This is a genomic window from Streptomyces thermocarboxydovorans, from assembly GCF_039524635.1.
In the GTDB taxonomy this organism is placed as follows: domain Bacteria; phylum Actinomycetota; class Actinomycetes; order Streptomycetales; family Streptomycetaceae; genus Streptomyces; species Streptomyces thermocarboxydovorans.
Window position 1 is genome coordinate 69702 of record NZ_BAAAGU010000013.1, and the last position, 26516, is coordinate 96217.

Sequence of the window (26516 nt, forward strand, 5' to 3'; positions counted from 1 at the left end):
CCGGTCGGCCACCCGTCCGCTACACCGCCCGGGCCAGCTCCTCCTCGCGCTGCTCCCTCGGGACGAAGCGGATGTGGGGGTGGCCGTCGTGCCAGCCGATGGTGAGGCGGAGGTTGCCTACGCGGGCCAGGATCAGGCCGATGACGGCGGCGGCGGTGATGGCGACGGCGCCGCCCGCGGCGAAGCCGATGCGGGCGCCGTAGGTGTCGGTGAGCCAGCCGACGACGGGCGCGCCGACCGGGGAGCCGCCGAGGAAGACCATCATGTAGAGGGCCATGACGCGGCCCCGGACGGCCGGGTCGGTGGACGTCTGGATGGAGGTGTTCGTGGTGACGTTGACCGTCATCGCGAACAGGCCGATCGGGATCATCAGCAGGGCGAACATCCACAGCTCGGGGGCGGCCGCGGCGAGGATCTCCAGCGTGCCGAAGGCCAGCGCGGCCAGGATCAGCAGGCGCAGCCGGGCCGTGCCGCGGCGGGCGGCGAGCAGGGCGCCGGCCAGCGAGCCGACCGCCATCAGCGTGTTGAACATGCTGTAGACGCCCGCGTCCCCGTGGAAGACGTCGTCGGCGAAGGCGGAGAGGTAGACGGGGAAGTTGAAGGCGAAGGTGCCGATGAAGCCGATCAGCACGATGGGCCAGATCAGCTCGGGCCGGCCGGCCACATAGCGCAGGCCCTCGCGCAGCTGGCCCTTGCCGCGCGGCGCGCGCTCCACGGCGTGCAGCTCGCGGGAGCGCATCAGCAGCAGACCGGTGAGCGGCGCCACGAAGGACAGGCCGTTGAGGAGGAACGCCCAGCCCGTGCCGACCCCGGTGATCAGCAGGCCGGCGACGGCGGGGCCGACCAGACGGGCGGACTGGAAGTTCGCGGAGTTCAGGCTGACCGCGTTCTGCAGCCGGCGGGGGCCGACCAGCTCGGAGACGAAGGACTGGCGGGCCGGGTTGTCGACCACGGTGGCCAGGCCGACGGCGCAGGCGGCGACGTAGACGTGCCAGACCTGCACCTGCCCGGTCAGGGTGAGGACGGCGAGCGCGATCGCGGTGAGCGCCATCGCGGACTGGGTGACGAGAAGCGTGGGGCGCTTGCGCAGGCGGTCGACGAGCACGCCGCCGTACAGGCCGAACAGCAGCATCGGCAGGAACTGCAGGGCGGTGGTGATGCCGACGGCGGCGGAGGAGCCGGTGAGGCTGAGCACCAGCCAGTCCTGGGCGATGCGCTGCATCCAGGTGCCGATGTTGGAGACGACCTGGCCCAGGAAGAACAGGCGGTAGTTCCTGATCCTCAGCGAGGAGAACATCGACGTCTTGCGGGGGGTGGTCTCGCGGGCGGGTTCGTGGGTGTCCGGTGCGGGGGCGGAAGGTGCTCCGGGTCCCGTACTCAAAAGGTTCGCCTCCTCGCGAATCGACGTCCTACAGGTGCGCCAGCTTCTCCAGCACCGGGGCCGCGACGCGCAGCTTGGCCCACTCCTCCTCGTCGAGCTCCTCCACCAGGGAGGCCAGGAAGGCGTTGCGCTTGCGGCGGCTCTCCTCGAGCATCGCCTCTGCCCGCTCGGTCTGCGTCACGACCTTCTGGCGCCGGTCGTCCGGATGTGGCTCCAGCCGGACCAGCCCCTTGGACTCCAGCAGCGCCACGATGCGGGTCATCGACGGCGGCTGGACGTGTTCCTTGCGGGCGAGCTCGCCCGGGGTGGCGCTGCCGCAGCGGGCCAGGGTGCCGAGCACCGACATCTCGGTGGGGCTGAGCGACTCGTCGACCCGCTGGTGCTTGAGCCGACGGGACAGCCGCATCACGGCGGATCGGAGTGCGTTCACGGCGGCCGCGTCGTCGCCATGGCTGAGGTCCGGCATGTTGTTTAGGTTATGTCATTACCCTGGCTAAGGACCACCGGAGAAGTCCATGGATGCCCGTGACGACCGCCACTCATACACCGGATCACTCATACGGGTGATCCTTCAACGGAACCTGACACATCGCACCGAAGGGTGCGGCAACGCTCATGAGCCATGGGGACCGAAGTGCTCAGCCTCCGCATAGACCACGAACTGCTCGAACGACTCAAGGAGCATGCCGCCAAACGCGGCATGAGCGTCCAGGACTATGTCGTCCGGACGCTCATGCGCGATGACTTCGACCAGCGGTTCCAGGCCGCCGTCGAGGAGACGGAGAAGTTCTACGGGGTCACCTGAGCCCCTCCGAGGGCGCGGGCGGGGACCCCGCCGGTCAGGTCAGGCCCAGTGCCGGCATCAGGTAGTAGAAGGCGAACACCGCCGCCACCACGTACATCGCCGGCGGGACCTCCCGGCCGCGCCCGACCGCCAGGCGCAGCACCACGAAGGTGATGAAGCCCATCCCGATGCCGTTGGTGATCGAGTAGGTGAACGGCATCATCAGCATCGTCACGAAGGCCGGGACGGCGATCGTGTAGTCCGCCCAGTCGATCTCCTTGACCGACCCCGCCAGGATCAGGAAGCCCACCGCGACCAGCGCGGGCGTGGCCGCCTGCGACGGGACCATGGTGGCGACCGGCGTGAGGAACAGCGCCACGGCGAACAGCGCACCGGTGATCACATTGGCGAAGCCGGTGCGCGCGCCCTCGCCGACACCGGCGGTGGACTCCACGAAGCAGGTGGTGGCCGAGGCCGAGCTGGCGCCGCCCGCGGCGACCGCGATGCCGTCGACGAAGAGCACCTTGTTGATGCCGGGCATCTGGCCCTCGCCGTCGGTCAGCCTGGCCTCGTCGGAGACGCCCATGATCGTGCCCATCGCGTCGAAGAAGCACGACAGCAGCACGGTGAAGACGAACAGCACGCCGGTCAGCACCCCGACCTTGCCGAACCCGCCGAACAGGCTGACCTCGCCGATCAGGCCGAAGTCGGGGGTGGCCACCGGGTTGCCGGGCCAGACCGGGCTGGTCAGACCCCAGGAGGGGATGTCGGCGACGGCGTTGATGATCATGGCGACGACCGTCATCGCCACGATCGACAGCAGGATCGCGCCCGGCACCCGGCGCACGATCAGCGCCAGCGTGAGCAGCGCGCCGAGCACGAAGACCAGCACCGGCCAGCCGTTGAGGTGACCGTCCGCGCCGAGCTGCAGCGGGACGGTGGTCTGGGCGGCGTCGGGGATGCGGGAGACGAAGCCGGCGTCCACCAGGCCGATCAGCATGATGAACAGGCCGATACCGATCGCGATGGCCTTGCGCAGCCCGTAGGGCACGGCGTTCATCACGCGCTCGCGCAGACCGGTGGCGACCAGCAGCATCACCACGAAACCGGCCAGCACCACCATGCCCATGGCGTCCGGCCAGGACATCCGCGGGGCGAGCTGGAGCGCGACGACCGAGTTCACGCCGAGCCCCGCGGCCAGCGCGATCGGGACGTTGCCGATGACGCCCATCAGCAGCGTGGTGAACGCCGCGGTCAGCGCGGTCGCGGTGACCAGCTGGCCGTTGTCCAGCTGGTGGCCGTACATGTCCTTCGCGCTGCCCAGGATGATCGGGTTCAGCACGATGATGTAGGCCATCGCGAAGAAGGTGGCGAAACCGCCGCGGACCTCGCGGGCGAGGGTGCTGCCGCGTTCGGAGATCTTGAAGAAGCGGTCGAGCGCTCCGGACGCCGGGCCGGACCCCGGCTGGTCGGGGCTGGGGGCCTTGGCGGGGGCCGAGGTGGACATGCGGGACCTCATCACCAGCGGGCCTCCCCCAAGACCCTTTGGTGTTTCCTACGAACAGAAGCGGTCAGAGACAAACGGATTCAGTATGAACATATGGCGGCCGCAAATCCATCTACTCGCGTAGAGGACCAGGCCCCGTAAGCTGTCGCTCATGGCAGGGCTTTTCTCGGGACCCCCGATCAGGCACGAGGCGCCGGAGCCCCTGGAGGGGCCGGTCGTCGGCACCGTCGTCGGCGGCACGATCGTCTGGTTCGTCCTCTTCCTGGTGCAGCTGCCCTTCTACGGGTGGTTCGAAGAGCACGGCCACACCTGGTGGCTGTGGACCTGCCTGGCCGGCGGCGGACTCGGGCTGATCGGCATCTGGTACGTGCGCAAGCGGGATGCCGCGATCAAGCGCGCGCAGGAGGAGCAGCAGTCCGCCTCCTCGTGACTGCCCGTCGGACCACCGCCCGCCCCCGTCGTACGACCACGGCACGACAAGGCCCCGAGGCCCGTCCTACCGTGGTCTGAACTCCGCGCCTCCGGCGGGTGAATGCCCCCATCCGCACGTACCGTCGAATGCATGACGCATCTCGACGCGGGCACCCAGGCCGACGTCGCGCGACCCGGCGTCCGCACCACCCCGGCGACCGGACTGACCTCCGCCGAGGTCGCCGAGCGGGTGGCCCGCGGCCAGGTCAACGACGTACCGGTGCGCAGCAGCCGGTCGCTGACCGACATCGTCCGCGCCAACGTCTTCACCCGCTTCAACGCGATCATCGGCGTGCTCTGGGTGATCATGCTGGCGGTCGCGCCCATCCAGGACAGCCTGTTCGGCTTCGTGATCCTCGCCAACACCGGCATCGGCATCGTGCAGGAGTGGCGGGCGAAGAAGACCCTCGACTCGCTCGCGCTGATCGGCGAGGTGCGGCCCACGGTGCGCAGGGACGGGACGGCCACCGAGGTCAGCACGTCCGAGATCGTGCTCGACGACCTCATAGAGATCGGGCCGGGCGACAAGATCGTCGTCGACGGGGTGTGCGTCGAGACGGACGTGCTGGAGATCGACGAGTCGCTGCTCACCGGCGAGGCCGACCCGGTGGTCAAGCGGCCCGGCGACCAGGTGCTGTCCGGAAGCTTCGTGGTCGCGGGCGGCGGCGCCTTCCAGGCGACCGAGGTGGGCCGCGCGGCGTACGCGGCGCAGCTCGCCGAGGAGGCCTCCCGCTTCACCCTGGTCCACTCCGAGCTGCGCTCGGGCATCTCCACGATCCTCAAGTACGTGACGTGGATGATGATCCCGACCGCGATCGGCCTGATCATCAGCCAGCTGGTGGTGAAGGACAACGAGCTGAAGGACTCCATCGCCCGCACCGTCGGCGGCATCGTGCCGATGGTCCCGGAAGGGCTGGTGCTGCTCACCTCCATCGCCTTCGCGATCGGTGTGATCCGGCTCGGCCGCAAGCAGTGCCTGGTGCAGGAGCTGCCCGCCATCGAGGGGCTGGCCCGGGTCGACATGGTGTGCCTGGACAAGACCGGCACCCTGACCGAGGGCGGCATGGACGTCACCGAGCTGCGGGTCTTCGACGGGTACGAGGAGCCGTACGTCCACCGGGTGCTCGGGGCGCTCGGCGCCGCCGACCCCCGCCCCAACGCCTCCCTCCAGGCGATTATCGACCGGTACCCGGCGGCCGGCGGCCGGCGCTGCACCGAGGCGCTGCCCTTCTCCTCCGCCCGCAAGTACAGCGGGGCCGTGCTCGAGGAGGACGGCGGCCGCGGCGGGACCGTGACCTGGCTGCTCGGGGCGCCCGACGTCCTGCTGGCCGCCGGCCACCCCGCGCTGAAGGACACCGACCGCCTCAACCGGCAGGGGCTGCGGGTGCTGCTGCTGGCCCGCACCGACCGGGCCCTGTCCGCCGAGGACGTCGCCGAGGGCGCCCGGCCGGCCGCGCTGGTGGTGCTGGAGCAGCGGCTGCGCCCGGACGCCGCCGACACCCTGCGCTACTTCGAGGAGCAGAACGTCCGCGCCAAGGTCGTCTCCGGCGACAACGCGGTGTCGGTCGGGGCGGTCGCCTCGAAGCTCGGCCTGGAGGGCACGACGGTCGACGCGCGCCGGCTGCCCGCCGACCGGGACGAGATGGCCGAGGCGCTGGACGAGGCGACCGTCTTCGGCCGGGTCACCCCGCAGCAGAAGCGGAACATGGTGGGCGCGCTCCAGTCGCACGGGCACACCGTGGCGATGACCGGCGACGGCGTGAACGACGTGCTGGCGCTGAAGGACGCGGACATCGGCGTGGCGATGGGCTCGGGCTCGGAGGCGACCCGGGCCGTCGCGCAGATCGTGCTGCTGAACAACAGCTTCGCCACGCTGCCGTCGGTGGTGGCGGAGGGCCGCCGGGTCATCGGCAACATCACGCGGGTGGCGACGCTGTTCCTGGTGAAGACGGTGTACTCGGTGCTGCTGGCCATCCTGGTGGTCTGCTCGCAGGTGGAGTACCCGTTCCTGCCCCGCCATCTGACCCTGCTGTCCACGCTGACCATCGGCGTCCCGGCGTTCTTCCTGGCCCTCGCCCCCAACCGTGAGCGGGCCCGCCCCCACTTCGTCCGCCGGGTCATGCGGTATGCCATCCCCGGCGGAGCGCTGGCCGCGCTCGCCACCTTCGCGACGTACCTGCTGGCCCGCGCCCACTACTCCGCCGATGGCGCCCTGGAGGCGGAGACCAGCGCGGCGACCCTGACCCTCTTCCTGATCTCCATCTGGGTCCTGGCGGTCATCGCCCGCCCCTACACCTGGTGGCGCATCGCCCTGGTCGCGGCGATGGCGGGAGCCTTCCTGCTGGTGCTGGCGGTGCCGTGGCTGCAGGAGTTCTTCGCCCTGAAGCTGGTCGGCATGACGCTGCCGTGGATCGCGGTGGGCGTGGCGGTCGTGGCGGCGGTCACCCTGGAGTTCGTGTGGAAGTGGGTGGACCGCCGCTTCCCTGCCTGACGTGTTCCGGGCTCGGGCAGCCCCCTGCGACGCCGCTCGGCACGATCATCGTGGGCTCAGTCGAACCAGCGGTCCCGGGCCAGTTCCTCCGTGCGGGACGGGTCCTCCAGGAGGGCTGCCACCTCGAAGCGGCGGGGCCACTGGCCGGCTGCCCAGGCGAGGCCTGCGGCGACGCCCTCGAGGGTGGCGGCGTGGACGACGCCGTCGTCGGTGAGGCGCCAGTCGATCTCGATGCCGTCGACGACGAGTTCCTCGTGCTCGACGTAGGAGGAGGGGGTGCGCGGGCCGAGCAGGACGCGTACGGAATCCGGGACCTCGTGTTCCGTGCCCTTGCTGTGCACCTCGCCGGTGACGGACTCGCTCAGGCGGCGCACCTGGAAGAGTTCGGCGAGTCCGGCGGCGCGGGTGGGGCGGACCGGGAGGAGGGGGACGCCCTCGGTGAAGGGGAGCAGGTCGGGCGAGTCGACGACCACCGCGTCGGCCGCGTCCACGACCCGCACGTCCCCGTCGACGACCGCGCGCAGCTCGTCCGGCAGGGTCACCTGCTCGGGGTCCAGTTCGGCCAGCGCGGTGTACAGGGCGTGCAGTTGGGGTGCGGTGACCTGGCGGTCGGGGTCGGCGAGGCGGTCCAGCAGTTCGGCCGCGCCGCCCGGCTCGTCGAGCAGGGCCGACACGGAGGTGCGCACGCCCAGCGCGCGCAGCACCTGCGCGTCGTCGAAGCCGGTCGCGTCGGCCTCGTCGTAGAGCCCGCGCAGCAGCGGGTCGCCGCCGGCGGCGCGCAGGCCGGCCGGGCGGCGTCCGTCGAGCACGGGGTGGCCGCGCAGCCACCAGGCGGTGTAGGGCCGTACGACCTCGTGGGTGCCGTCCGGCAGCAGGATCCGCACCGGCTGGGTGATCGCGTCCCGCAGCGGCGGGCGGGACAGCAGGGCGAGGGCGCGGGGCCACTGGTCGTCGTCGACCAGGTCCAGGTCGCGGACGGCGACGATCTCGGTGGCGACCGGCGGCACGGGTGTGTCGGGGAAGCGGTCGAGGATGTCCTCGCACCACACGTCCACCGCGTCCAGCAGTCCCGCGTCGTCCGGTTCGGGGTAGTCGCCCTCGCGCGGTTCGAGTTCGTCGGGGTCGAGGACGACGTCGGTGGCGCGGATCAGGGTGAAGTTGACCAGGACGCCGCAGGCGGCCAGCGGCTGCTCGCCCCACCGTTCGGCCAGCTCGGCGTCGACGGCGGCGAGTTCGCCCTCGCGCATCACGGAGGCGAAGGGGCCGCCGGGGAAGACCAGTTCGCAGGCGGGGGACAGCTCGCCGTCCTCGTCGGGCAGCGCCAGGGCGCCCAGCCAGGGCTCGTCGCCGGGTTCCAGGCCGGCGTCGCGCACCAGGCCGAGCACGGTGTCGGCGAGTTCCTCGGCGTCGAGGCCGTCCTCCTCCCAGTTCAGCGGCCCCTCGTCGTCCAGCGAGGCGGCGACGGCGGCCCGCACCTGCGGGGTGGTGAGCACGGCGCGCGGGGTCGCCGGGAGCGCGCCGAGCTTCTCCAGCAGGGGGTGCGCGGCGTCCGGGTGGGCGACCTTGAGGCCGAGCCGGCCCAGCACCTCCGGGTCGATCCGCGCGGCGTCCGGGCCCGGCAGCAACACCTGCCGCGGCCCGATGGTGGTGCGTCCGTCGGCCAGTGGCACCGGCAGCCCGGACAGCCGGTCGGGGTCGAGGCCGGCGAGGCTCTCGTAGAGACGCCGCCACCAGTCGGGGGCCTTCTCCAGGCCGGCGAGCCGGTCGATCGCGTCGGTGAGCGGGATGCGGGCGACGCCGAGCGTGCGCAGCTCGACCCGCCGCTCCAGACCGGCGGGCAGCAGCGTCGGCAGCACCTGAGCCAGCACCCGTACGGTCTCGGAGCCCGCGCCCTCGACGATCTCGGCGTCCCGCGGCCGCAGCGCCTCCGGCAGCTCGCCGTCGTCGCCCCCCTCGCCGGGCGGGACGGCCGGCGGCAGGAACGCGGTGCGCGGCAGCCGCTCCAGGATCGCCCGGCGCAGCGCCCCGTCCAGCTCTCCCTTGCCGAGCGGGCCGGGCACCAGGTCGATGATCCCGGTGGTCACGGGCCGCCACTCGGCGAGGAGTTCGGCGTAGGCGTCGGCGGCGCGCTCGACGAGGAAGTCGGTGAGCGGGCCGGGGGCGGCGTGCCGCCGGGTGGAGTCGAGCGGGAAGGAGGCGATGAGCAGGGCCGGGACGCCGAGCGGCTCGTCGCTGGGCGTGGGGGCGTGCAGGACGGGGCTGGTGCGGGGGCGGCCGGGGCTGCCGTCGCGGTCGGCGGGGACGGCCCAGGTCACCGACCAGTGAGGGCGCAGCCGCTCCTCGACGGGCCGGTCGGCGAGCAGTTCGGGGGCGATCGGGCCGTGCGCGGTGGCGGTGCGCCACCGGGTGGTCCCGTCCCGCGAGTCCTCCACGACGGTGAGGCCGGCCTCGGCGCGCCGCCGCAGCGTGCGGGGCTGGTCGTCGCCGGTCTCGACGACGACCTCCTCGAGGCCGGGCAGGGTGAGCAGCAGCGCGTCGTCGACGGCGTGCAGCAGCCGCTCGGCGAGGTCGGCGGCCGCGGCGTCGCGCAGCGGCAGGATGACGGCGGTGTCGTACGGGGCGGGCGGGGTGCCCTCGGCGGCGAAGGGCAGCCGCAGCAGGGGCACATGTCCGTCGCGGCGCCGGATCTCGTCGCCGAGGCCGGGGCTGTGCCGGGCGGTCTCCTGGGCCAGTTCCCGCGCCTCGGCGAGGGACCAGCGCACACCGCCGTGCCGGCCGACGACGGCGGGCTCGTCGGAGACGGCGAGTACGGCGGCGAAGCCGACGCCGAACCGTCCCACGGCCCGCTCCGGCTCGTCCCGCTTGGCGGAGGCGCGCAGGGTGGACAGCGACTCGACTCCGGCGGCGTCCAGCGGGGCGCCGGTGTTGGCGGCGACCAGCACCCCGTCCCGCAGGGTCAGCCGGAGCCGGCCCGGCACCCCGGCGCGGGCGGCGGCGTCGGCGGCGTTCTGCGCGAGCTCGACGACGAGCCGGTCCCGGTAGCCGCCGAGGACCAGGTCCTCCTCGGCGTTGGCGTCCTCCCGGAACCGCGCGGGGCTGGTGGCCCAGGCGTCCAGCACCCCTCGCCGCAACCGGGCCGTCCCGAACGGATCGGTCCCCTCTGCGGCGGGCCGCACGAACATGCTCACGTTGATCTCTCCTCCGGGGCCCACATCGGCGCGTGTGGTCGAAGGTACCGCCCCGACGACCACACCCACCAAGATCCGCAGCGCAGGCCGGCGGGCGAGCACCCGTGCCGGGTCGGCCCTGGTCGCCGCCGGGCCCGGTGATCACCGCTCACTCGCACGGGTGAACCTCCGGCGATCACCCGCACGCCGGGCCTGACAACTCCCCTACGCTCGCCGCGAGTTCCCCCTGGCATATGCAAGGAGCAAGGAAGCGCATGGTCAGTCCGCCGCACGAGGCGATGCACCGCATCTTCCAGCACGACCCCGGCCTCTCCAGCCGTGTCTCGCGCTTCCTGGGTGTCGACATGCCACCCCCGGTGGGCGCCGCGATCCTCCCGACCGACCTCACCGAGGCCGGCCCCGTCGAACGGCGGGTGGACACGCTGCTGCGCCTGGAGACCGCCGAGCAAGGAGCCTTCCTCCTGGCCGTCGAGGCCCAGGGGAAGAAACACCCGGAGAAGCAGGCGAGCTGGGCCTACTACTTCTCATACCTGTGGACGAAGTACCGGCTGCCCACCGCTCTCCTGGTGGTCTGCCAGGACCACTCCACCGCCAAGTGGGCCGGGCAGCAGGTCAGCAGCGGGCCCGCCCAGGTGCCCACGCTCACGCTGCGGCCCCTGGTCGCCGGCCCGCACAACATGCCGGTCATCACCGACCCGGAGGAAGCCCGCGCCGATCTCGTCCTGGCCAGCCTGGCGGCCATCACTCACGCCGCCGAACCGGCCGTCAATGGGATACTGAAGGCCCTGTCCGCCGCGTTGCAGGACGCGCCGGAAGCCGTCGCGGATCCCATCATCGAATTCACCGCTCAAGGCCTGGCAAGAAGCCCGGCCAAGGATCTCTGGAGGAACCTGGTGGCCGTGGACCTCTCCTTCTACAAGTCGTACATCGCCGAGGAGATCCGCACTGAGGGCGAGATCCACAGAGGCGCCCAAGACGTTCTGCTTGTCCTCGAGCAGCGCGGCCTCGACATCCCCGACGCCGTACGCAGCCGTGTCCTGGAATGCCACGACCCCGAGATCCTGCGCCAATGGCTCGCCCGAGCAGTGATCGCGACCGAGGCAGAGCAGATCTTCGGAGACGAGTGACCCCCCGCCCCTGAGTGACCGCCCGCTCTACGAGTGCCCCAGTTCCGCCGAGTCCTCGTCCTCCGTGGGGGGGACGGAGCCGGAGTCGGGGGACGGGCGGAGGGGGAAGGGGTCGACTCGCGTCTCGTCGATGACCGGCGGGGCCGGGCGCGGGGGCTTCGGCATGACCGCCGCCTCGGAGTGGCCGCCGCAGCCGTAGGCGAGGGAGACCACGCGGCCGTCGGCCGGGGAGTACTCGTTGGCGCAGATGCCGAAGGCCTGGCCGAGGGAGCCGCCGATGGGGACGAGGAAGCCGCAGCTGACGCAGGAGGCGGGGGCCGCCTGGGCCATCGGGGTCTTGGGGCCGAACGCCTCCTCCCAGCGGTCCGCCGCGCTGTGCAGGCCGTAGCGGGACAGGACGCGGGCGCGGCCCAGGCCCAGTTCCTCGGCGACCGCGGCGATCGAGCCGCGCGCCGGGGCGGGCTGGTGCGCGGGCGTGCCCGGGGTGACCTCCGCGTCCTCCGCCTCGGCCAGGTCGGCGATCTCCTCGGAGAGCACCGAGTTCGGCGGGACCTCGTCCGCGCCCGTGTAGCCGGGCTCGAGCCGCAGGTCCTCCGCGTCGGTGGGGAGCAGGTCGCCGGGGCCGAGGTCCCCGGGGCGCAGCCGCTCGCTCCACGGCACCCACTCGGGTGCGAGCAGCGCGTCGGGGCCGGGCAGCAGCACCGCCTCGTCCACCGTGACGATCCTGGCGCGGGAGGCGCGGGCGACGGTGACGGCCCAGCGCCAGCCGCGATAGCCGAGTTCCTTGCACTCGAAGAAGTGCGTGACGACCCGGTCGCCCTCGGAGACGAAACCCTCGTGCTCGCCCACGACCCCGGGCGCGGCGGCTTCCTCGGCTGCGGCGCGCGCGAGGTCGACCGCCTCGGCGCACAGACGGTCGGGGGTCCGGCTTCGCGTTGCTGCGCTCACAGGTATCGCTTCTCTCCTACGCCGTCTCACGAGTGCGCCGCTCAAGCGCGGGGGGGCGGACGGAGCGGACCGGTGGACCGCGTCGACGTCCGCGCCGAATCGTGCTCGGGCGCGCCTCCATCCATTCTGCGGGATGGCTGAGATACGCACGCTACCTTCTCGCGTCCGCTGGGCCTACACCGACGGTTGATCTCGGCGTCCGCGCGCCGCCCGGCACGCCGCCGGCCGCCGTAAGCCGCCGTCGCCGTTGCGCCGGACAGCCGCACCGCCGCCGCGTCCTGGCCGATGGGGCACCAGGGAGCCGCTTCTCGGGGCACTATGGCGTCGTGGCTACCGCGAGGACACCCCGGGGCGCCACCGGGAGCGGTGGGCCGAAAGGGGTCAAGGGAAGGCGGGCGGGCCGTCTCCGTGCGGTCGGCCGCGCGCTGCATCTCCCGTTCACCGGAGCCGCACGCGGGATCCGCAAGGCCACCCATGCGCACGGCGCCGGGGAGTCCGGCCTCGGCAAGCTGATCGAGCTGCACGGCGTGAACGGCGCCGGCGACGTGATGATCACCGTGGCGCTCGCGTCGACCGTCTTCTTCTCCGTGCCGACGGACGAGGCCCGCGGGCGGGTCGCCCTCTACCTCGCCATCACCATGCTGCCCTTCACCCTGCTCGCCCCCGTCGTCGGCCCGCTGCTGGACCGGCTGCCGCACGGCCGCCGCGCGGCGATGGCCGGCGCGATGCTCGCCCGGGCGCTGCTCGCGCTGGTGCTGTCCGGTGCGGTCGTCAGCGGCAGTCTGCAGCTGTATCCGGCGGCGCTCGGCGTGCTGGTCGCCTCCAAGGCGTACGGGGTGGTCAGGAGCGCGGTGGTGCCGAGGCTGCTGCCGCCCACGTTCTCCCTGGTCAAGGCGAACTCGCGGGTCACCCTCGGCGGGCTGCTGGCCACCGGGATCGCCGCGCCGATCGGCGCCGGGCTGCAGCAGATCGGGCCCCGCTGGCCGCTGTACGGCGCGTTTGTGATCTTCGTCGTGGGGACGGTGCTGTCCTTCACCCTGCCGCCGAAGGTGGACTCCGCGAAGGGCGAGGACACCGCCCTGCTCGCCGCGGACGCCCAGCATCTGCACGGGCCGCACCTGAAGCCGGTCAAGCGGCCGGGGCTGCGCACGGTCGGCCCGGCCGTCATCAACGCGCTCGGCGCCAACGCCTCCATCCGCTGCCTCACCGGCTTCCTGATCTTCTTCCTGGCGTTCCTGCTGCGCGAGCATCCGATGACCGGTCAGAGCGCCGCCGTGTCGCTGGGGATAGTGGGCGTGGCGGCCGGCACCGGCAACGCGCTGGGCACGGCGGTCGGCGCCTGGCTGAGATCCCGCGCCCCGGAGATCATCATCGTGACGGTGGTGGCCTGTGTGGCGGGCGCCGCCGTCATCGCCGCGGCGTTCTTCGGCGCGTTCCTGGTCGCCTGTCTCGCCGCGATCGCCGGGTTCGCGCAGGCGCTGGCCAAGCTGTCGCTGGACGCGCTGATCCAGCGGGACGTGCCGGAGCTGGTGCGCACCTCGGCGTTCGCCCGCTCCGAGACGCTGCTGCAGATGTCGTGGGTGCTGGGCGGCGCCATCGGCATCGTCATGCCGCTGATCGGGCCGCTGGGCCTGGCGGTCGGCGCGGGGATCGTCGGCACCGGCTGGCTGCTCACCGTCCGGGCGCTGATCGGTTCGGCCCGGCACGGGGGTGCCCGGCGGGCGCGAGTGGCGTAACGCTCCGGCCACGCCGCACCCCCGCGTGGGAAGCGGACCGGATGCGCCCTATAGCCTTCGTGCCATGACCAGGTTGCAATCCGCTGTGCGACGCCGCCGCGCTGTCGCCGCCGCCGGCGCCGTATCCGCCGGACTGCTCGTCCTGTCGGCCTGTGACAAGCCCACGCCGCTGGCCACGATCACCGTGGGCGACTCCTCGGTGAGCTCCGAGGCCACCTGCGGCGGCGAGGGTGCGACGCTCAGGCCCGACGACATCAACAAGTGCCTGAAGGACAAGGGCGTCGAGGAGATCAAGGTCGACCCGGACGCCACCGTGCGCTTCGGTGTGGACCCGGACATCGCCGACGAGGGCTGGACGATCCTGATGAACGGCCGCCCGCTGACCGACTCCAGCACGAAGACGTACCGGACCATCCCCGGCAGCGTGTTCTTCAACGAGCAGTACGGCGCCCAGGGCGACTCGACCCTCGTGTCGGTCAAGGAGGGCGAGACCGACGCCACCGGCCTGTGGTCCTTCCGCCTGAAGAAGGACGCCTGATCACGTCGTCCGCACGCATCCTCGTGGCCACCGCGGTCCCCGCCGAACGGGACGCGGTGGCCCGGGCGTTCCCGGGGCAGGTGCGCGAGAGCGCGCTGCCCGGTGCGGCCCTGCACCGGGTCGGCGGCGGCCCCGACCTCCTCGCCGCCGGGGTCGGCCCCGCGCTCGCCGCCGCCTCCACCGCCGCGGCGCTCACCGCCGCAGCGCTGGACGGCCGCCCCTACGCCCTGGTGATCTCCGCCGGGATCGCCGGCGGCTTCGCCCCGCGGGCACCGCTCGGCTCCCTCGTCCTCGCCGACGAGATCACCGCCGCCGACCTGGGCGCCGAGACCGCCGAGGGCTTCGTGCCGGTGACCGGCCTCGGCTTCGGCACCGTCACCCACCGCCCGCCGGCCGCCCTGGTGCGGGTCGCCGCCGCCGCGATTGGCGCGCTCACCGGCACCGTCCTGACCGTCTCCACGGTGACCGGCACCGCCGCCCGCGCCGACGAGCTGCGCTCCCGCCACCCGCGGGCGCTGGCCGAGGCGATGGAGGGCTTCGGGGTCGCGGAGGCCGCCGCCGCGCACGGCGTGCCGGTGCTGGAGCTGCGGGCGGTGTCGAACCCCGTCGGCCCGCGCGACCGCGCCGCCTGGCGCATCGGCGACGCCCTGAGCGCCCTCACCGAGGGCTTCGGGAAGCTTGCGCCCGTCCTGCAGAGTTGGAACCCGCATGAGCAGTGAACAGCACCAGCGGCAGCGCATGAGCGGTGAGCAGCACGAGCGGCCCCGCATGAGCGGTGAGCAGCACGAGCGGCAGCGGCTGCGGATCGCGTACTCGCCCTGCCCCAACGACACCTTCGTCTTCGACGCCCTCGCCCACGGCCGCGTCCCCGGCGCGCCCGAGCTGGACGTCACCTTCGCCGACATCGACATCACCAACGGCATGGCCGAGCGCGGCGAGTCCGACGTGCTGAAGGTGTCGTACGCGGTGCTGCCGTACGTCCTGGACGACTACGCGCTGCTGCCCTGCGGGGGCGCGCTGGGCCGCGGCTGCGGGCCGCTGGTGCTGACCCGGGAGCCGGGGGCGGACCTCGCGAGCGGCACCGTCGCCGTGCCTAGCGAGAAGTCCACGGCGTATCTGCTGTTCCGGCTGTGGGCGGCGGACGTGCTGCCGGACGGGGTGGGCCGGATCGTGGTGATGCCGTTCCACGAGATCATGCCGGCCGTCCGGGACGGCAAGGTCGACGCGGGGCTCGTCATCCACGAGGCGCGCTTCACCTACCAGAACTACGGCCTGCACAAGCTCGCCGACATGGGCGAGCACTGGGAGCACACCACCGGGCTGCCGATCCCGCTCGGCGCGATCATCGCCAGGCGGTCGCTGGGCGCGGAGGTGCTGACGCGGCTCGCCGACGCCATCCGCACCTCGGTCCGGATGGCCTGGGACGACCCGGCCGCCTCCCGCCCGTACGTGATGGAGCACGCCCAGGAGATGGACCCGGCCGTCGCCGACCAGCACATCGGGCTGTATGTGAACGAGTTCACCGCGGCGCTCGGCGAGGACGGCTACGCGGCCGTGCGGGGGCTGCTCACCCGTGCGGCGGCCGAGGGACTGGTCCCGCCCCTCGGCCCGGACGCCCTGCGCTTCCCGTAGACCGACCCGAACCTCAGACGTCCAGCTGGTCGGCGACCGCGCGCAGCAGGCCGGCGATCTTCTTGCCGGCCGCCTTGTCGGGGTAGCGGCCCCGCTCCAGCATCGGGGTGATGTTCTCCAGGAGCGTCGTCAGGTCCTGGACGATGGAGGCCAGCTCGTCGGGCTTCTTGCGCTGGGCCGCCGCGACCGACGGGGTCTCCAGGAGCGTCAGGGACAGGGCCTGGTCGCCGCGCTGCCCGGCGACCACGCCGAACTCCACGCGCTGCCCCGGCTTGAGTGTCTCGACTCCGGCGGGGAGGACCGAGGAATGCACGAAGACGTCGCCGCCGTCGTCACGGGAGAGAAAGCCGAAGCCCTTCTCGCTGTTGAACCACTTGACCTTGCCGGTAGGCACGTCTGTCCTCGTCCTCGTACTCGTCGGAAAACTGCTTCTGAAACTGCTCTTGATAGCACTCGGGCGGGCCTGGTGACCCGCCGGTACCAAGGCTAATGGTCTTCAGGCCGGTGACAAGACGTCACCCGGTTGTTCCCTACGCGCTGGGAACTACCCTGGTCGGGTGCGTGACAAAACCCAAGCGAATTCCGCCGCGCCCGGTGACGGTCTGGTCCGTGCCGGTGCCATCGTCTTCTTCATCGGTGCTGTGGCCACACTGGTCACGGTGGCCCCGCTGTTCCTCGGAACGGAGCCCTTTCCGACGTACATGTTCGGATTGAGCATGCTCATGGCGGTCGGATTCCTGATGGCGGGCGCGGGCGTTCTGCGCTCGGTCGCGGCGGGGCGGCGTCAGGCTCGGGCGGGACGGTAGTCGGAGCAGTAGTCCGAAAACCACCGGGGAAATTCCTTCAGATCCGGCAGTACGACGTCCGCGCCGGCCGCGCGGAGCTCGTCGGGGTCGCAGGGCCCGGTGGCGACGGCCACGGAGACCGCGCCGGCGGCCCGGGCGCCGCGCACGTCTCCCACGTGATCGCCCACATAGACGCTCGCGCCGTGCTCGCGCAGGGCGACGGCCTTCTGCTCGGCCCACAGGTCGCCTATCACGGCGTCCGGCTCGAGGCCGAGGTGCTCCAGGTGCAGCTTGGCGTTCGGCTCGTGCTTGGCCGTGACGACGAGGGCGCGGCCGCCTGCCTCCTGCACGGCGGTGATCGCCTCACGGGCGCCGGTCAGGGCGAGCGTGGGCTCGATCGCGTGCGCCGGGTACATGGCCCGGTACATCGCCGCCATCTCCTCCACCTGCTCGGCGGGGAACCAGTTCGCCATCTCCTCCGTCAGGGGCGGGCCCAGGCGGGTGACGGCGAGGTCGGCGTCGATACGGGTGCCGGTGCGTTCCGCCAGCGCGACGTAGCAGGCGTGGATCCCTGGGCGGGAGTCGATCAGGGTCATGTCGAGATCGAATCCCACGGTGGGACCGGGCGGGGGGACGTTCACGTCGGTGGAAGCCATGGGTGCCATTGTCCAGGGCAGCGCCGGCTGCGCCTCCAGCGGAGGCCGGCTCAGTGACACCCGGCGTGCGTGCGGGCCGGGGGTAGATCGCGCATCCCGTCAGCGCTGGGGTGCGCGATCTACCCCCGGCCGGAAAAACCCCGGGTCACCTGCGGCGCTGGGAGCGCCAGACGAGGAAGGCCGCGGAGGCGAGAGCTGCGCCTCGGACGACCCAGGGCCAGGTCTCGGCGATCGCCTCGTTCATCGCGCCCTCGGCGATCGGATCGCCCCAGCCGCGGTTGGTCCGGCCCCACAGCCACACCACGCCCGACGTGAGCGCCAGGCCCGGCAGGATGACGACCGCCCACTTGACCTCCGCCGGGGTCAGCCGCCGCGAGGCGTACGCGATCAGCCAGCCGAAGAGCAGGACGAAGAGATTCCCCAGCACCGTTCCTGCGACCAGCAGCCCGGCGGCGAGCAGGAGCATGGGGTTCTGCCAGTTGCGTTTACGGGAGAGTAGGCGCACGCTACGGCGCCGGGTCGGCTCAGTCTCGACCTCGGCCTCGGCCTCGAGCTCGGCCTCGGTCTCCGGCTCCGCCTGCTTCTCCTCCGTCTCCCTCGGCTGCGGCGGCCTGAGGAGTTCGGGGATCTCGATTCCGCCGGTGAATCCGGGCACCTCGTCGCCCACCCCGAGCGGACCGCGGTCCACCTGCCACCAGTCGGGCCGCGAGGTGTCCCCCATCTCGTCCATGCCGGCCCGGTGGGGCGGGGACGGTCCGTCCGTTCGCTCCCGAGCGGCCGGGGCCGCGGCCGCGGTGGAAGAGGCCGCCTCCGTACCGCCGTCCGGCTGGTCCGCGGGGCGGGTGCGTGGGATGACCTTCCGGAGTACGCCCTTGCCGGCCCTGCCCCGATCGCCCCGCTCACCTCGCTCACCGTCCCGCTGCAGCGGCACCGCCGCACGCGGCGCCGGAGCGGCCGGCTCCGGAGAACCCTGCGCCCCCTCGGACGCCGCCGTCACCACCTCGTCCGGCGTCCCCAGGCGGGAGATGATCCGGCGGACGGCGGCCGGCGAGTCGACGACCGCCCTGGCGCGCCGCCGGTCGATCTCGTCCCGCAGCCGGGCGACCAGCCGCATGCGGTCCGCCGACGGCAACTGCCGCTGCTGCGCCACGTCGCCGACCCGGCTCAGATACTCGTAGACGACCTGGTCACTCTCGATACCCACGAAGTCCCCTCCGGGGCTGAAGTGTTGGGACACCCGGTCGCACGACCGTATCGCGAGTCGCACCGGCCGACCCAACTCCCGGGCCCCCCGCGGCGTGGCCACCCGCTACCGTGAGTCGGATGAGCACCGAGGACAAGCCCGTGCCGGCCTCGTCGGCCGCGGCCCCCCGTTCCCTGGCGGAGGCGCTCAGGGGGCGGGACGACGCCTCCCTGGCCGCGCTGCTGCGCAGCAGGCCGGACCTCATCACGCCCGTGCCGACCGACCTGACCCAGCTGGCCACCCGCGCCGGGACCCGCGCCTCGGTGGTGCGCGCGCTGGAGCGGCTGGACCGGTTCGCGCTGCAGACCGCGGAGGCGCTCGCCGTGGCCTCGGACCCGGCGACGTACGAGGAACTGCTCGGCCTGATGGCGGGCGACGAGGGCGACCCGGCGGTCGCCGCCGCGCTGCCGCACGCGCTGGGCACGCTGCGCGAGCAGGCGCTGGTGTGGGGCGGCGACGACCGGCTGCGGCTGGTGCGCACCGCCCGTGAGCTGCTGTCCCCGTCGCCGCAGCATCCGTCCCCGACCGGTCTGGGGCCGACCGTGCAGGAGGCCACCACCGGGATGTCGCCGGGGCGCATCCAGGAGATCCTCGCGGCCGCGGGGCTGCCGTCCACCCACGACTCGGTGTCCGCGGTGGCCGCGCTGACCGAGCTGTTCACCGACCGCCGGCGGATGGCGGCGCTGCTCGCCGGGGCGCCGGCCGAGTCGCTCCAGGTGCTGGAACGGCTGGTGTGGGGCCCGCCGTACGGGCAGGTCACCGCCGACCCGGCGCCCAGGCTGCGCTGGCTGCTGGACCGGGGCCTGCTGCTGCCGACCGCGCCCGGCACGGTCGTCCTGCCCCGTGAGGTGGCGCTGCACCTGCGCGGCGGCCGGGCGCACCGGACGCCGGAGCCGGTGCCGCCGCCGGTGGAGACCGCGGCGGCGCACCGTCCACAAGTTGTGGACGCGGCGGCGGCCGCCCAGGCGTACACCGCGCTGGCCACCGTCGAGGAGCTGCTGAAGGACTGGGACGAGGGCGGCCCCTCGGTGCTGCGGGCCGGGGGCCTGAGCGTGCGGGACCTCAAGCGCACCGCCGTCGCCCTGGACGTGCCGGAGCCGGTCGCCGCGTTCTGGGTGGAGCTGGCGTACGCGGCGGGACTGATCGCCTCCGACGGCGAGGCGGACGAGCGGTACGCGGCGACCCCGGCCTACGACGAGTGGCGCGAGCGGCCCGCCGCCGAGCGCTGGGCCCGCCTGGCGACCGCCTGGCTGACGGCGACCCGCGTCTCCGGGCTGGTCGGCGGCCGGGACGCGAAGGACCGCGCGCTGTCCGCGCTCGGCCCGGGCCTCGACCGCTCGGCCGCCCCGGAGGTGCGCCACCGGGTGCTGGCCCTGCTGGCCGGGCTCCCGGCGGGTGCCGCGCCGGTCCCGGAGTCGGTCCTGGCGCGCCTGCACTGGGAGCGCCCGCTGCGCGGCGGGCAGAACAGCCGCGGCGGGCAGAACGGCCGCGGCGGGCAGAACACCGGGGGCGACACGGGCGACGACCTGCGCACCCGCATCGCCCGCTGGACCCTCTCCGAGACGGAACTGCTGGGGATCACCGGGCGCGGCGCGCTCTCCGCGCACGGACGGGCGCTGATCGGCGCGCCCGCGCCACCGGAGCCGGAGGCCGAGCCGGAGGGCCCCGGCGACAAGCTGCCGGTGCATCACCGGCCTGCCCCGCCGCTCACGCCCCTGCCGCCGGCCGAGCAGGCCGCCGCCTCCGCTGCCGCCGCCCGGCTGCTGGCGCCCCAGCTGCCCGAGCCGCTGGACCATGTGCTGCTCCAGGCCGACCTGACGGCGGTCGCGCCGGGGCCGCTGCAGCGGCCGCTGGCCGACATGCTGGGCGTGCTGGCGGACGTGGAGTCCAAGGGCGGTGCGACCGTCTACCGGTTCACGCCGGGCTCGGTGCGGCGCGCGCTGGACGCCGGGCAGACCGCCGCCGATCTGCACGCCTTCCTCGCCGCGCACTCCCGCACCCCGGTGCCGCAGCCGCTGACGTACCTGATCGACGACGTGGCCCGGCGGCACGGGCAGCTGCGGGTCGGCGCCGCCTCGGCGTACGTCCGGTGCGACGACGACGCGATGCTGAACGAGATCCTCGCCGACCGGCGCGCCGCCGGCCTGGGCCTGCGCCGGCTGGCGCCGACCGTGCTCGCCGCGCAGACGGACCCGGCCGCGCTGCTGGAGGGGCTGCGCGCGATGGGGTTCGCGCCGGCCGCCGAGTCGGCGGAGGGCGATGTGCTGATCAGCCGCGCCCACGCCTACCGCACCCCGCCGCGCTCGGCCCCCGAGCCGGTGCCGGAGGGGCCTCCCGTCCCCGACGACACGCTGCTGACGGCCGCGATCCGCGCCATCCGCGCCGGTGACCGCGCCTCCACGACGCCGCGCAAGCAGATCGCCCCGGACGGCTCCGGGAGCGGCGGCAGCGGCGGGCTGCCGCGTACCACCGCCGCCGAGACCCTCGCCGCCATGCAGGCGGCCGTCCTCACCGGCGAGGCGCTGTGGATCGGCTACGTCAACGCCGAAGGCGCGGCCAGCCAGCGCGTCATCGCCCCGATCCGCGTCGAGGGCGGCTTCGTCACGGCGTACGACCACACCGCCGACGAGGTGCGCACCTACCCGCTGCACCGGATCACGGGCGTGGCGGAGCTCGCCGAGGACGACTGACCGGGCCGCCGGGAGCCCGCCTGACACCCAGGCGGGCCTCACACCTACGGGTGTACGGCGGAATTCATGCACGCCACGCCGGAGACTTCCAACGACCGGGCGAGCTTGGGGGCGTGTCCGCATTCCGGCGCCGGGCGCGGGGCAGCCACCGGGTGTCCCTGAACGGGCCGGGATCAGCCGACCGGGGATCAGCCGGGCCCGTTCGTGTGCAACAGAAAGGAAGTCCCCATGCGACGTGCCGTTCGTCGGGTCGCTGCCGTCCTGACCTCCACCGTGGCGCTGCTCGGCGCCTTCGCCGCGGACGCGGCGGCGGTCGGCATCGACCTCGGCGGTGGCGTGACTCTCTGACGCGCTCCGACACCTACTCCGTTCTCGTTCTCGCGGGCCGGTCCCTGTCCCCGGGACCGGCCCGTCCCCGTGCAAGCAGTGATTCCCAAGAGGTGATCCGCACCAGGAGACCCGCAAGAAGTGATCCGCAGCCATCCGCAAGCCGCGATCCGCAACCCGCAACCCGCAATCCGCAATCCGCAATCCGCAATCCGCAACAAGTGAAAGGCCGCCCGTGCGTCTCCCGCTCGCTCTCGCTCTCGCCCTCTGCACCGCCACCGCCTGTGTCCTGCTCGCCGGGCTCGCCCCGGCCGCCGCCGCGCTGCCGCTGCCCCTGCCCGTCACCGGCGGGGAACCGCTGGTCACCGAGGGCGTCCAGGTCGAGGGACCGCTGGTGAACAACCTCACGCTGCCCGCGCTGAAGTAGCTCGCCCGCTCCGGCCCCGGCGGGCGGACGATCAGGCAAACTGGACGTTTGGCCGTGTGTGCCCGTGCCGAGCCCGTCTCAGAAAGGCAGCCGCGCGTGAATGGTCCGCTGATCGTCCAGTCCGACAAGACCCTGCTCCTCGAGGTCGACCACGAGCAGGCCGACGACTGCCGTCGCGCCATCGCGCCGTTCGCCGAACTCGAGCGGGCCCCGGAGCACATCCACACCTACCGGGTGACCCCGCTGGGCCTGTGGAACGCGCGGGCGGCGGGCCACGACGCCGAGCAGGTCGTCGACGCGCTGGTGCAGTACAGCCGCTACCCGGTGCCGCACGCGCTGCTGGTCGACATCGCCGAGACCATGGACCGCTACGGCCGGCTCAGCCTGGTCAAGCACCCGGCGCACGGGCTGGTCCTCACCACCACCGACCGGCCGGTCCTGGAGGAGGTGCTGCGCTCCAAGCGGATCGCCCCGCTGGTCGGCGCCCGGATCGACCCCGACACGGTCGCCGTGCACCCCTCGGAGCGCGGGCAGATCAAGCAGGTGCTGCTGAAGCTGGGCTGGCCCGCCGAGGACCTCGCCGGGTACGTCGACGGCGAGGCGCACCCGATCGAGCTGCGCGAGGAGGGCTGGAAGCTCCGGCCCTACCAGAAGCAGGCGGTGGAGAACTTCTGGCACGGCGGCAGCGGTGTCGTCGTGCTGCCCTGCGGCGCGGGCAAGACCCTGGTCGGGGCCGGTGCGATGGCGCAGGCGAAGTCGACCACGCTGATCCTGGTCACCAACACCGTCTCGGCCCGCCAGTGGAAGCACGAGCTGGTGCGGCGCACCTCGCTCACCGAGGACGAGATCGGCGAGTACAGCGGGACGAAGAAGGAGATCCGTCCCGTCACCATCGCCACGTACCAGGTGCTGACCACCAAGCGGAAGGGTGTCTACCCGCACCTGGAGCTGTTCGACTCCCGGGACTGGGGTCTGATCGTCTACGACGAGGTGCATCTGCTGCCCGCGCCCGTCTTCAAGTTCACCGCCGACCTCCAGGCCCGGCGCCGGCTGGGCCTGACCGCCACGCTGGTGCGTGAGGACGGCCGCGAGTCGGACGTGTTCTCGCTCATCGGCCCCAAGCGGTTCGACGCGCCGTGGAAGGAGATCGAGGCGCAGGGCTACATCGCGCCCGCCGACTGCGTGGAGGTCCGCGTCAACCTCACCGACTCCGAGCGGCTCGCCTACGCCACCGCCGAGACGGAGGAGAAGTACCGCTTCTGCGCCACCACGGACACCAAGCGGAAGGTCGCCGAGGCGATCGTCCGGCGGTTCGAGGGCCAGCAGATCCTCGTGATCGGCCAGTACATCGACCAGCTCGACGAGCTCGGGGAGCACCTGGGCGCGCCGGTGATCAAGGGTGAGACGTCCAACGCGCAGCGGGAGAAGCTGTTCGACGCGTTCCGGGAGGGCGAGATCAACGTCCTGGTCGTGTCGAAGGTGGCGAACTTCTCCATCGACCTGCCCGAGGCGACGGTCGCCATCCAGGTGTCGGGCACCTTCGGCTCCCGCCAGGAGGAGGCCCAGCGGCTCGGCCGCGTGCTGCGCCCCAAGGCGGACGGCCATCAGGCGCACTTCTACTCGGTGGTCGCCCGCGACACCATCGACCAGGATTTCGCCGCCCACCGCCAGCGCTTCCTCGCCGAACAGGGCTACGCCTACCGGATCATGGACGCGGACGAACTCCTCGCGGAGAGCTGAGCGTCAGCGCTCCGGCGCCCTACCCCTGCGGCAGGCTCATCACCAGCATCAGCACGAACAGAGACGGCATCAGCGACAGGGCCGCTGCCAGCGCCCGCCACATCGACCAGCGATGCGTCCAGGGCAGCACCCACGAGGTGACCCAGGCCCCGGAGGTCAGCAGACCGCCGTAGAACATCGTGCCTTCGATCAGGGTCAGCCGGGTCATGAGCGCCTGCGAGCAGTTGTCGGGGCCGCAGGCGTCGGTCGCCATGGGAGAGAGCCCTCCGAAGAACAGCGCGGCTGGGCCGAGGAAGAACAACAGCGCGGTCGCGACGGCCGGCGCCACCCAGGCTCGGCGATCGTGGTCGGCCGCCGGGAGCTGGAATGCGGGCTTCGGAGTGATCGGGTGAGGGCTCGACTGGCTCATACCGCCAGTGAAGGCGCACAGTCGGTGCCCACGCACCAGTCGGCGTACTCAATCGGAGGGGCGGGAGTACTCACGTGACGGTGTGCTCAGGAGCGGGTGTGGTCCTTGCGGCGGACGCCGGCCTCCTCGGCGTACTCGCCGAGGACGATGACGTCGAAGGCGGCGCGCAGGAAGACCTTGACGGCACGCAGGGCGTCGCCGAGCGGGTGGTGGTGTTCGCCTCGTAGCGGGGTCGCGCCGGCCGGTGGCCGACCCGGTGGTGTGACTGGGTGGATGGCTGCTGCACTCATGTCTCCATGGTGACTCCGCCCCCACCCTTCGGGCATCGGTCCAAAGGCCCCATTCCCGGGCCCCGCGCGTACGTCTCCCGGCCGACGGGAAGCGACCGCCTCCCGCCGCCGGACGGACACGCCCCCTAGTAGGGCCTGTCTTTCGGATCTTGCCGCCGGTCGCGGGGTCCGGCAGCGGGCCGAGGCCCTCGCGGCGGCGGGCCTGCCGCACCTGGCACCGGGCGAGGAGACCACGGAGGGCACCCGCCTGACCCTGGTCCCCGCCTCCCTGGCGAAGGGCCTGGAGTACGACTACGTCGTCCTCGACGAACCGGCGGCCGTGATCGACGCCGAGCCCGACGAACCCACCGGCCTGCGCCGCCTCTACGTGGCCCTCACCCGTGCGGTCTCCGGCCTGATCATCACTCACACCGCACCCCTGCCGGAACAGCTGACGGACTGATCAACTCCCCCAGGACCACGGGCCTTACGAGCGGAACAGCGACTCCCCCAGGGGCGCGAAGCCGTACGAGCGGAACAGCAACTCCCTGAGGGGCGCGGGGCCGTATCAATATGCGGCTCCGCCGCGCGGGCGCGACCAGCCACCACCGACCCGCACCCGGCACCGCGCAGAAACCGCCCCCCTCTCAGCCGTCCAGAACCTGCCTCCACCGCGCGACCGCCTCCGCGGAAACCGGACCGCCCCACCCCTCCGGCCGGGCGGCTCCGCCGATATGGAACGCATCGATCCCGGCCTCCCGCAGCGCCGGCACGTGATCGAGGCGCAGGCCGCCGCCCACCAGGAGCTGCTGCTCGTACCCGGGCTCTCCCCGCAGCCCCGCTTCCCGCACCAACGTCGGCAGGCCCGCGTCCACCCCGTCCGCCGCCCCGGCGGTCAGGTACGTGTCGAGCCCCGGCAGCCCGTCCAGCTGCTTGCGGAGTGCGTCCCGGTCCGCGGCGCGGTCGATGGCCCGGTGGAACGTCCACCTGCACCCGTCCAGCGCCCCGACGACCCGCTCCACCGCGTCCAGGTCCACGGCCCCGTCGGCATGCAGAAAGCCCAGCACGAACTCCTCGGCACCGGCCGCCCGCATCTCCCCCGCGACCCCGACCAGCCGGCCCACGTCCCCCGCGGCGAAGCCGTCGGACAGCCGCAGCATCACCCGCAGGGAGAGGTCGACCGCCCCGCGGATCGCGGCCACCGTCCGGGGCGAGGGCGTGAGCCCGTCCGCCGACATGTCGGTGACCAGCTCGAGGCGGTCCGCACCTCCGGCCTGGGCGGCGACCGCGTCCTCGACGTCGAGGGCGATCACCTCCAGGACTGCACGCTTGCTCATGGGACCCCATTCCTCGGCGTCGGGCGGCTACGGGCGGCTCCGGGCCACAGGGCCCGAGAGGTCTAGTCCAATCTAGACTACGCCGCTCACCCGATCAGTCACCGAGGATGTTCAGCTCCGCCGCCTCCACCCCGGCCAGCTCGTAGGGCCGGTCCACCGGCCGCCCCGCGTACAGGCGCACCAGCGTCGAGCCGTCCCCGATGAACCGGGCCGGCGGCCGCTGCCCCGTCGCGTCCCCGAGCCGCAGCGGCTCGTCGAGATCGTCGAGGTCGGCGTGGAGCGGCACATGGCCCCGCTCCGTGGTCGCCTGCGCCAGCAGCGCCAGCGCGTACGGCAGTCCCGCGCCCGCGTACGCGCCGGGCTCGCCGAAGGCCACGCGCACATCACCGGCGTGCACCCACTCGCCCAGCGCGATCAGATCCAGCGCACCGCCCGCCTTGGCGATCGCCGGGCCCGCCTCGGTCATCCCGCGCTCCAGCTCGTCCACGACCTGGGCGTTGCTCCACCCGGCCCGCTCGGCGATGTCCCGGTCGTTGGACTCGGGCGAGAAGGCCCCCTTCTCGAAGCGGTTCTCCACCACCCGGGTCAGCGCGGCCGAACAGTGCGCCAGCACATCCCGCACCGTCCACGCGGGGCACGCCGCCACCGGCAGCGCGAAGTCCTCCTCCGCCCTGCTGCGCAGCAGGGGGATCAGCGCGTCCCGTTCCACGGCCAGCAGCCGCCCGGGCAGCTCGGGGTCACGTACGTTCTGCACATCCGCAGGAGTCGTCATGCCCCCACGCTAGTGCGGCTCGATTCCCCTGGCAGGGACACCTCGCGACACGGCACTC

Annotated in this window: 24 protein-coding genes and 1 pseudogene; 13 read left to right on the forward strand and 12 right to left on the reverse strand. The window is 73.0% G+C overall.

The window, feature by feature from the left end:
• Positions 1-19 precede the first annotated feature (19 nt).
• Positions 20-1381: an MFS transporter gene (locus tag ABD198_RS08410; protein WP_343999016.1), complete on the reverse strand. Its 1362-nt coding sequence runs from the start codon at positions 1379-1381 to the stop codon at positions 20-22.
• Between the two features lie 28 nt (positions 1382-1409).
• A complete protein-coding gene (locus ABD198_RS08415; RefSeq protein ID WP_343999019.1) occupies positions 1410-1847 on the reverse strand; it encodes a MarR family winged helix-turn-helix transcriptional regulator in 438 nt (145 codons plus the stop codon).
• Between the two features lie 156 nt (positions 1848-2003).
• Here ABD198_RS08415 and ABD198_RS08420 point away from each other — a divergent pair, with 156 nt between their 5' ends.
• Positions 2004-2186, forward strand: coding sequence for a ribbon-helix-helix protein, CopG family (locus ABD198_RS08420; RefSeq protein WP_343999021.1), 183 nt, complete (start codon positions 2004-2006; stop codon positions 2184-2186).
• Between the two features lie 34 nt (positions 2187-2220).
• Here the strand turns inward: ABD198_RS08420 and ABD198_RS08425 are convergent, their stop codons facing one another.
• Positions 2221-3672, reverse strand: coding sequence for an NCS2 family permease (locus ABD198_RS08425; RefSeq protein ID WP_343999023.1), 1452 nt, complete (start codon positions 3670-3672; stop codon positions 2221-2223).
• Positions 3673-3823: 151 nt separating this feature from the next.
• Between ABD198_RS08425 and ABD198_RS08430 the strand changes: the two genes are divergently transcribed.
• The gene (locus ABD198_RS08430; RefSeq protein WP_343999025.1) at positions 3824-4102 is read left to right on the forward strand and encodes a DUF2530 domain-containing protein; all 279 of its coding nucleotides are present in this window, start codon (positions 3824-3826) and stop codon (positions 4100-4102) included.
• Positions 4103-4234: 132 nt separating this feature from the next.
• A complete protein-coding gene (locus tag ABD198_RS08435; RefSeq protein WP_343999027.1) occupies positions 4235-6634 on the forward strand; it encodes an HAD-IC family P-type ATPase in 2400 nt (799 codons plus the stop codon).
• Between the two features lie 56 nt (positions 6635-6690).
• Here the strand turns inward: ABD198_RS08435 and ABD198_RS08440 are convergent, their stop codons facing one another.
• Positions 6691-9822 (reverse strand): sacsin N-terminal ATP-binding-like domain-containing protein, encoded by a 3132-nt coding sequence (locus ABD198_RS08440; RefSeq protein ID WP_343999030.1) that lies wholly within the window; start codon positions 9820-9822, stop codon positions 6691-6693.
• Positions 9823-10076: 254 nt separating this feature from the next.
• On the opposite strand from ABD198_RS08440, the gene ABD198_RS08445 reads away from it, so the two are divergent.
• The gene (locus ABD198_RS08445) at positions 10077-10949 is read left to right on the forward strand and encodes a hypothetical protein (protein ID WP_343999032.1); all 873 of its coding nucleotides are present in this window, start codon (positions 10077-10079) and stop codon (positions 10947-10949) included.
• Positions 10950-10976: 27 nt separating this feature from the next.
• Here ABD198_RS08445 and ABD198_RS08450 read toward each other — a convergent pair whose 3' ends face one another.
• Complete coding sequence (locus tag ABD198_RS08450) at positions 10977-11897, reverse strand: DUF3027 domain-containing protein (RefSeq protein WP_343999034.1); 921 nt, start codon at positions 11895-11897, stop codon at positions 10977-10979.
• Positions 11898-12223: 326 nt separating this feature from the next.
• Here ABD198_RS08450 and ABD198_RS08455 point away from each other — a divergent pair, with 326 nt between their 5' ends.
• From ABD198_RS08455 to ABD198_RS08470, 4 genes are all read left to right on the forward strand, one after another.
• Positions 12224-13633 (forward strand): MFS transporter, encoded by a 1410-nt coding sequence (locus tag ABD198_RS08455; RefSeq protein ID WP_343999035.1) that lies wholly within the window; start codon positions 12224-12226, stop codon positions 13631-13633.
• A gap of 85 nt (positions 13634-13718) precedes the next feature.
• Positions 13719-14171 (forward strand): DUF2771 domain-containing protein, encoded by a 453-nt coding sequence (locus ABD198_RS08460; protein WP_343999107.1) that lies wholly within the window; start codon positions 13719-13721, stop codon positions 14169-14171.
• Complete coding sequence (locus tag ABD198_RS08465) at positions 14141-14890, forward strand: futalosine hydrolase (RefSeq protein ID WP_343999037.1); 750 nt, start codon at positions 14141-14143, stop codon at positions 14888-14890. Before ABD198_RS08460 ends, ABD198_RS08465 begins: the two co-directional genes overlap by 31 nt.
• Positions 14891-14939: 49 nt before the next feature.
• Positions 14940-15803, forward strand: a complete 864-nt coding sequence (locus tag ABD198_RS08470; RefSeq protein ID WP_343999109.1) for a 1,4-dihydroxy-6-naphtoate synthase — start codon at positions 14940-14942, stop codon at positions 15801-15803.
• A 13-nt stretch (positions 15804-15816) separates the two neighbouring features.
• Here the strand turns inward: ABD198_RS08470 and ABD198_RS08475 are convergent, their stop codons facing one another.
• Entirely contained in the window at positions 15817-16197 is a 381-nt protein-coding gene (locus tag ABD198_RS08475; RefSeq protein ID WP_167996215.1) for a cold-shock protein, read from the reverse strand.
• A 163-nt stretch (positions 16198-16360) separates the two neighbouring features.
• Here ABD198_RS08475 and ABD198_RS08480 point away from each other — a divergent pair, with 163 nt between their 5' ends.
• Positions 16361-16609 (forward strand): hypothetical protein, encoded by a 249-nt coding sequence (locus ABD198_RS08480; protein WP_343999040.1) that lies wholly within the window; start codon positions 16361-16363, stop codon positions 16607-16609.
• On the opposite strand, the gene ABD198_RS08485 is transcribed toward ABD198_RS08480, so the two are convergent.
• Together ABD198_RS08485 and ABD198_RS08490 are read right to left on the reverse strand one after the other, a co-directional pair.
• Positions 16588-17244 (reverse strand): HAD family hydrolase, encoded by a 657-nt coding sequence (locus ABD198_RS08485; RefSeq protein WP_343999042.1) that lies wholly within the window; start codon positions 17242-17244, stop codon positions 16588-16590. The two genes, ABD198_RS08480 and ABD198_RS08485, sit on opposite strands and share 22 nt — an antisense overlap.
• Before the next feature lie 145 nt (positions 17245-17389).
• Positions 17390-18448 (reverse strand): hypothetical protein, encoded by a 1059-nt coding sequence (locus ABD198_RS08490; RefSeq protein ID WP_343999044.1) that lies wholly within the window; start codon positions 18446-18448, stop codon positions 17390-17392.
• Positions 18449-18567: 119 nt separating this feature from the next.
• Between ABD198_RS08490 and ABD198_RS08495 the strand changes: the two genes are divergently transcribed.
• The 3 genes from ABD198_RS08495 (at position 18568) to ABD198_RS08505 (ending at position 23671) form a co-directional block, all read left to right on the forward strand.
• Positions 18568-21177 carry a helicase-associated domain-containing protein gene (locus tag ABD198_RS08495; protein ID WP_343999045.1) on the forward strand — a complete coding sequence of 870 codons (2610 nt, stop codon included), beginning with the start codon at positions 18568-18570 and terminating at the stop codon, positions 21175-21177.
• A gap of 562 nt (positions 21178-21739) precedes the next feature.
• Positions 21740-21931, forward strand: a complete 192-nt coding sequence (locus tag ABD198_RS08500; protein ID WP_343999046.1) for a hypothetical protein — start codon at positions 21740-21742, stop codon at positions 21929-21931.
• A 96-nt stretch (positions 21932-22027) separates the two neighbouring features.
• Positions 22028-23671: a DNA repair helicase XPB gene (locus tag ABD198_RS08505; protein ID WP_343999048.1), complete on the forward strand. Its 1644-nt coding sequence runs from the start codon at positions 22028-22030 to the stop codon at positions 23669-23671.
• Positions 23672-23690: 19 nt separating this feature from the next.
• Here ABD198_RS08505 and ABD198_RS08510 read toward each other — a convergent pair whose 3' ends face one another.
• Together ABD198_RS08510 and ABD198_RS08515 are read right to left on the reverse strand one after the other, a co-directional pair.
• Complete coding sequence (locus tag ABD198_RS08510) at positions 23691-24080, reverse strand: hypothetical protein (RefSeq protein WP_343999049.1); 390 nt, start codon at positions 24078-24080, stop codon at positions 23691-23693.
• A gap of 86 nt (positions 24081-24166) precedes the next feature.
• Positions 24167-24370 carry a hypothetical protein gene (locus ABD198_RS08515; protein ID WP_343999051.1) on the reverse strand — a complete coding sequence of 68 codons (204 nt, stop codon included), beginning with the start codon at positions 24368-24370 and terminating at the stop codon, positions 24167-24169.
• A gap of 175 nt (positions 24371-24545) precedes the next feature.
• Between ABD198_RS08515 and ABD198_RS08520 the strand changes: the two are divergent.
• Positions 24546-24812 (forward strand): annotated as a pseudogene (locus ABD198_RS08520) (ATP-binding domain-containing protein); the annotation flags it as partial.
• 184 nt (positions 24813-24996) lie between these two features.
• Here the strand turns inward: ABD198_RS08520 and ABD198_RS08525 are convergent.
• Positions 24997-25686, reverse strand: coding sequence for a copper homeostasis protein CutC (locus tag ABD198_RS08525; RefSeq protein ID WP_343999053.1), 690 nt, complete (start codon positions 25684-25686; stop codon positions 24997-24999).
• A gap of 94 nt (positions 25687-25780) precedes the next feature.
• The gene (locus ABD198_RS08530) at positions 25781-26458 is read right to left on the reverse strand and encodes a maleylpyruvate isomerase family mycothiol-dependent enzyme (protein WP_343999055.1); all 678 of its coding nucleotides are present in this window, start codon (positions 26456-26458) and stop codon (positions 25781-25783) included.
• Between the last annotated feature and the right edge of the window lie 58 nt (positions 26459-26516).